4 protein-coding genes are annotated in these 6,435 nt (G+C 72.5%); 2 read left to right on the top strand and 2 right to left on the bottom strand.

Annotated features, from left to right (window positions below):
- On the bottom strand, positions 1-1,022 hold a 1,022-nt coding region (locus tag E1292_RS48890; protein WP_132606638.1), incomplete at its 3' end, for an ABC transporter transmembrane domain-containing protein.
- Between the two features lie 63 nt (positions 1,023-1,085).
- Positions 1,086-2,063: a zinc-binding dehydrogenase gene (locus E1292_RS48885; protein WP_132606637.1), complete on the bottom strand. Its 978-nt coding sequence runs from the start codon at positions 2,061-2,063 to the stop codon at positions 1,086-1,088.
- A 186-nt stretch (positions 2,064-2,249) separates the two neighbouring features.
- Between E1292_RS48885 and E1292_RS48880 the strand changes: the two genes are divergently transcribed.
- The gene (locus tag E1292_RS48880; protein WP_132606636.1) at positions 2,250-4,331 is read left to right on the top strand and encodes a family 10 glycosylhydrolase; all 2,082 of its coding nucleotides are present in this window, start codon (positions 2,250-2,252) and stop codon (positions 4,329-4,331) included.
- Positions 4,328-6,280 (top strand): alpha-amylase family protein, encoded by a 1,953-nt coding sequence (locus E1292_RS48875; protein ID WP_132606635.1) that lies wholly within the window; start codon positions 4,328-4,330, stop codon positions 6,278-6,280. The genes E1292_RS48880 and E1292_RS48875 overlap by 4 nt, the downstream gene beginning before the upstream one ends.
- Positions 6,281-6,435: the final 155 nt, after the last annotated feature.

The following is a 6,435-nucleotide window of genomic DNA, read 5'->3' as shown; positions in this document are numbered from 1 at the left end:
GGCGGGTCCACGGGGTCGTCGTTGACCGCGGCGGCGGGTTCCAAGGCCAGGAACCGCACGACCCTGCGGGCGGCGACCAGGCCGCGGCTGAGGCCGTAGCCGCCCTCGATGAAGAACGAGACGGGCACCACCAGCACCGCGGCGTACCCGTAGACCGCCACCAGCTCGCCCGCGGTGATGACGCCCTGCGCGGCCATCCGGGCCGCCAGCCAGGTCACCGCCCCGAGGAACAGGGTGGGCAGGCCCACCCCGAGGGCCTGGATCCAGCTCGTCACCGCGCCGACCCGGTAGCCCTGCTCCCGCAGGTCCTGGGAGCCGCGGCGGTAGCGCTCGGCGTACACATCCTTGCCGCCGACGCCGTTGAGGACCCGCAGCCCCGCGGCGATGTCCCCGAACCGGGCGGCGAGCTCGCCCTGCCGCGAGCGGTAGCCGGTCTCGGCGCCCCGCAGCCGCCCCAGCAGCGGGCCGAGCACGACGACGAGCAGCGGCACGCCCAGCAGGACCACCGCGGCGAGCAGCGGCGAGACGGACAGCAGCAGCCCGGCCACGACGACGTAGGCGAGGACCGAGCCGACGCCGGGGCCGGTGACGGTCAGCGCCTCGGAGATCATGGCCACGTCGGTGAACCCGATCGTGACCACCTCCCCGGCCGTGATTTGGCGCGGCAGCGCCGCGCCCAGGCGTGTCGCCTGCAGGGCCAGCACCTGTACGGAACGGAACGCGGCGTCCATCCGCACCCTGGTCATCGTCCGGTGCCGCATGATGGCCAGCCACGCGGTCAGCACCCCGTAGCCCAGTAACGCCGCCGCCCAGCCGGCCAGCGCGGGCCAGTGCCCCGGCGTCAGCCCGTCGTCGATGGCGCGGGACAGCAGGTAGGGGGCCAGTGTCAGGCAGACCGTCCAGCCGGTGCCGAGCAGGGCCCCGGCCACGACCCTGCCGCGCTGGCTGGTGACCAGCCACCACAGATACCGTCCGGCGTTCCGGCTGTCAGGGGTGCCGGGGTCCATGATGGCCGAGGTCATGGCTGGACCTTATGCGCCGGGCTCCTCGGGGTGACCAGCGGGTTCGCGGCGGGCGTACGACGGTCAGGGAATCAGGACGACCTTGCCCGTCGTCGCCCGGCTCTCCAGAGCGGCGTGCGCGGAGGCGGCCTGCGACAGCGGGAACGTCTGCACGGCCGGCGTCAGCGTGCCCTCGGCGGCCGCTGCCAGCGCGCGGGCCTCGTACGCCGGCCGCTGTTCCGGCTTGCCGAGCAGGTGCAGCAGGGCATTGGTCACCGTGAGCTCCCGCTTCTCGAGCGTCTCGGGGTCCGGCTGGAAGTCCTGCTGGGAGGCGTTGCCGATGGTGACGTGACGCCCGCCGTCGGCCAGCAGCTCGAACGCGGCCCGCGCCTTGTCGCCGCCGACCCCGTCGAGCAGCGCGGTGACCGTGCGGCCGCCCAGCCGGTCGGCCACCGACCGTTCCCAGCCGGGCTCGTCGTAGTCGACGGCGAGATCCGCGCCGAGCTCGCGGACGGCCGCCACCTTGGCGGGGCCGCCCGCCGCGCCGATCACGGTGGCGCCGAGGGCGTGCGCGTACTGGACGACCAGGCGGCCGATCCCGCCGGCCGCCGAGGTCACCAGCACGACGTCGTCGGAGGTCAGCCTGGCCACGTCGAGGAACTCCAGCGCCGTGCACCCGGTGACGATCATGGCGACGGCCGTCTCGTATCCCAGCTCGCGGGGCAGCCGGTGGACCGACGCGACGTCGGCGACCGCCAGCTCGGCGTAGCCGCCCGGCTGTCCGGCCGAGGTCACGACGTCTCGCCCGATCCAGGCGGGATCCACCTCCGGGCCCACGGCGTCCACCCGGCCCGCCACCTCGCCTCCGAAGACGGCGGGGAGCTCCGGCAGCGGCGGCAGCGAATCGCCGGCCGTGCCCGAGCGCATCATGGTCTCCACCAGGTGGACGCCTGCCGCCTTGACGGCGATGCGCACCTGGCCGGGGCCCGGCTCGGGGTCGGGGACGGTCTCGTAGCGGAAGTTGCCGGCCGGGCCGAAGGCGTGCAGGACGACGGCGTGCATGGGGTGCTCCCTGGAGGTCGTGGCTTGGTCCTCCGAGGGTGCAACCTCGACTTTGCTTGATGTCAACGAGGCGGCGCGGGGCTCGCGCCATGCCCTGATTCGAGCGTGCGCGTCAGTCTTGTCACTCTTGAATTCTTGTATGACAATGCTCCGCGTCTGACAACAAGCCTGACGGAGAGGTGTGTCATGATGCGAACATCCGACTGGCCACGTACGGCGACCCGCTGGACACAGCTCACGCTGGCCGAGGACGACCCGGCGCATCTCGATGTCGACTTCTGGACCTCCGTGATGCGCGACAGCAGATCGAACGCGCTCTGCATCAGCGCGGGCGGCTACATCGCCTACTATCCGACCCGCATCCCCTTCCACCATCGCAGCACCTACCTCGGTGACACCGACCCCTTCGGCACCCTCGTGGAGGCCGCCAGGGGATTGGGCATGCACGTCATGGCGCGGGTCGACCCGCACGCCGTGCACGCCGACGCCGCGCGGGCCCATCCCGAATGGCTGGCGTGCGACGCTGAGGGGGCGCCCATCGAGCACTGGTCGCATCCCGGCATCTGGCTGACGTGCGCCTTCACCGGCTACCACCGGGAGTTCGTCACCGAGGTGGCCCGCGAGATCATCCGCGAGTACGACGTGGACGCGATCTTCGCCAACCGGTGGGAGGGATACAGCGGCATCTCCTACAGCGAGGCCGCGCGGCGCTCGTTCCGTGACGACACCGGATTCGACCTGCCGCGACGCGAGCACGACCCGTCCGACCCCGCCTGGCCCGTCTACGTGGCCTGGCGGCGGCGCAAGCTCAGCGAGCTGGTGGCGATCTGGGACGCCGCGGTCAAGGACGTGCGGCCGCACGCCCGGTTCATCCCCAACCTGGGCGCGTTCGCCGCCCGCGACCTGGAGCCGGAGCTGGTCGAGCGGGTCTACCCGATGTTCGTGGTCGACAAGCAGGGGCGTTCCGGCATCGAGGCGCCATGGGTGGCGGGCCGGGTCGCCAAACGCAGCCGGGGGCTGTTCCCCGACCGGCCCGTCGGGCTGATCACCTCCGTCGGTCCCGAGTACCACCAGCACCGGTGGAAGGACTCCGTGGCGCCGCCCGAGGAGGTGACGACGTGGATCGTGGACGGGTTCGCGCAGGGCGCGCTCCCGTGGTTCACGAAGTTCAACGCCACCGTCTCCGACCCCCGGTGGGTGCCGGCCGTGGTCACCGCGTTCGGCCTGCACGCGCGGCTGGAGCCGGTGCTGTCGGCGATGCCGGTCAGCGCCGAGGTCGCGCTGCTCGACCCGAGCAGGACCGGGCAGCTGCGCACGGGGGCGGCGCACACCTCTCCCGACGACGACGGCTTCTACCAGGCGCTGGTGGAGGCGCGGATCCCGTTCGACCTCGTCGCCGCCCAGGCGCTGTCCGCCGAGCGCCTGCGGCCGTACAAGGTGCTGGTCCTGGCCAACAGCGAGCAGCTCAGCGACGAGCAGTGCGCGGTGATCCGCGCGTACGTGGCCGCGGGCGGCGGGCTGGTGGCCGCGCACCAGTCGTCCCTGTACGACGAGCACGGCGCCCCGCGCGCCGGCTTCGGCCTCGCCGACGTGCTGGGCGTCGACCTGGTCAAGCCCGTCAGGGGCCCGGTGAAGAACAACTACATCGCCCTGACCGGCGAGCATCCGGTGAACGCCGGCTTCGGGAGCGCCAGACGGATCATCGGCGGCACCCGGCTGCTGCGGGTCGAGGCCCGCGAGGGCACGCAGGTGCCGTTCCGCTTCGTGCCGGACTTCCCCGACCTGCCGATGGAGGAGCTGTACGCCCGCGAGGAGCCGGACGCCCCGGCCGTCGTCACCAGAGACGGCCAGGGCCGGGTGGTCTACTTCGCGTTCGACGTGGGGGCGGTGTTCTGGGAGGCGCTCCAGGCGGACCACGGCCGGTTGATCGCCGACGCGGTGCGATGGTCGCTCGGCGGCGAGCCCGCCGCGACCGTGCGCGGACCCGGCCTGGCCGACCTCGCCGTACGCCGCGACCAGGACGGCGTCGCGGTGACCGTGGTCAACCTCAACAACCCCATGGCCATGCGCGGCGCCATCAGGGAGACCATCCCGCTGCCGCCGCAGACGGTCAGCGTCGCGCTGCCGCCAGGTGTCCGGGGGGCCACGGCGCGCCTGCTGGTCGCGGATGCCGAGACCGCCGCCGAGGTCCGTGACGGCCGCGTGGAGGTGGCGCTGACCGGCGTCGAGCTCATCGAGGTCGTGCACCTCACGTGGGAGCGCCGATGAGCGGGCGGCTCTGGTGGCGGGAGCCGTTCCGGATGTTCCAGACCAATCTCCGCGAGATCGACGCCGGGCTCGACGTCGAGCGGGTGCTCGACCAGCTGGAGGGGTTCGGGGCGAACGCGTGGCTGATCAGCGTCGGCGGCATCCTGTCGAACTATCCGACCGGCCTGGACTTCCAGACGCGCAACCCGTACCTCGCCCAGCGGCCGTCGGGTGACCTGGTCGGCGACGCGGTCGCCGCGGCCCGCCGCAGGGGGGTGCGCGTGCTGGCCCGCATGGACTTCTCCAAGATCGACCACCGGCGGGCCGAGGAGCACCCCGAGTGGTGCTTCGTCGCCCCCGACGGCGCGGCCCAGGTCTACAACGGCCTGACGAGCGTCTGCCCGAGCGGCGACTACTACCAGGTCAAGCTGTTCGAGGTGATCGGCGAGGTCCTCGACGGGTACGCGGTCGACGGCTTCTTCCTCAACTGGATGTCGTTCAACGAGGTCGACTACAGCCGGCGGTACTGGGGCGTGTGCCACTGCCTGGCCTGCGCCCGGCGCTTCGCCGAGCAGGTGGGCGAGGAACTGCCCGAAGGCCGGGACTCGCCCGGATACCTGCGCTGGCGGCGGTTCGCGCACGAGACGCTCGAAGACCTCAACGCCCGGATCAGGGCGGCGATCGCCGCCAGGCGCCCCGACGCGGCGCTGATCCTGGGCGAGCACGCCGACATCGTCTTCCACGAGGCGAACAACGCCGTCGGCCGGCCGCTCTGGCACCACCGCACCAGCGAGCACGTCAGCGCGGCCAAGTCGTACCGGCCAGACGTTCCCGTGCTGGTCAACTCGGTGGGGTTCGTGGACATGCCGTACCGGATGGCGGGGGAGGAGCCGTACCACTTCGCCCAGTACCTGCTCCAGGCGATCTCCCGGGGGGCGGTCCCGTCCACGTACATCATGGGGACGCCCGACGACAGCCCGTACGAGTGCCTGGAGATCGCGGGCGAGATCACCCGCTTCCACCGCGACCACGCGGGGATCTACCGGGACCTCGTCTCCGAGGCGCGCACGCTGCTGGTGCGGCCCGACCCGCTGAAGGGCGGCGTCGCGGGCGCCACCTCCGAGTTCCAGGGGCTGTACCTGGCGCTGCTGGAGCGGCATCTCCCGTTCGACGTGCTGCCGGAGGACAAGCTGCCGGTGAGCGACCTGTCCGGGTACCGGCTGATCGTGCTGCCGGATCTCGGCCCGATCGACGCCGGGCCGGTGCTCGACGCGTACGCGGCGGCCGGCGGGACGGTGCTGGCGACCGGCTCGACCGGTTTCGACGCGGACGAGGCGCAGCTCGCCTGCCTGCCCGTGACCCGCCGCCTGGCGAGCAGGGAGACCGAGGAGGCGACGCGCTCGCTCCACCTGCCCGGCGACAGGGGCATGGTGCCGGTGATCGGCGCCTTCCACGTGGCCGAGCCCGCCGAACGGGCGGAGACCGGGCTGTTCGCGCTCTCCAGGGCCAGGTACGGCCCGCCGGAGAAGTGCCACGGCCACCGCCAGAGCGGTCACCCCGGCTGGTTGGGCGCCCGGTACGGCAAGGGCGCGGGCGTGCTCATGCCGTGGACGGTCGGCCGTGGCTACCGGGAGGCCGGGCTGAGCGCGCACCGGGACCTGTTCGCGGACCGCGCGCTGGCCGCCGCCGGAGGGCTGGCGGTGGAGACCGACCTGCCGGAACAGGTGGAGATCGTCCTCGCCCGCTCGGCCGCCGGGCACGTGATCCACCTGCTCAACCGTTCGGGCGACGCCGACCAGCGGTTCCGCCGCCCGGTGCCGATCGGCGCGTCGTGGCTGACGCTCCCGTGGCCGGGCGACCGGCGGGTGCGCGCCCTGCGCGCGGGCCGCGAGCTGGAGGTGTCCGGCGGCCGCGTGCGGCTGCCCGAGCTGGGCCTGTACGAGGTCCTGCTGGTCACTGACCGCCCGTGAAGATTGTCAAACAAGTATTCATGACCTATTGACGGTCAAGTAATACAACTGAACACTAGGGCTTCACTCAGCCCCTGTGAGAACGACGGGAGTAACAGTGATGAGCGGACTCGATCGGCGGGGATTCCTGAAGCTGGCGGCGGCGGGGGCGCTGG

The organism is Nonomuraea deserti, assembly GCF_004348685.1.
Taxonomy (GTDB): Bacteria; Actinomycetota; Actinomycetes; order Streptosporangiales; family Streptosporangiaceae; genus Nonomuraea; species Nonomuraea deserti.
This window is presented reverse-complemented; position numbering and strand designations above follow the sequence as displayed.

What these genes read in the sequence shown, in the direction of transcription:
- E1292_RS48875 (WP_132606635.1), top strand. Translation starts at nt 4,328, where the DNA reads ATGAGCGGGCGGCTCTGGTGGCGGGAGCCGTTCCGGATGTTCCAGACC.
- E1292_RS48880 (WP_132606636.1), top strand. Translation starts at nt 2,250, where the DNA reads ATGATGCGAACATCCGACTGGCCACGTACGGCGACCCGCTGGACACAG.
- E1292_RS48885 (WP_132606637.1), bottom strand. Translation starts at nt 2,063, where the DNA reads ATGCACGCCGTCGTCCTGCACGCCTTCGGCCCGGCCGGCAACTTCCGC.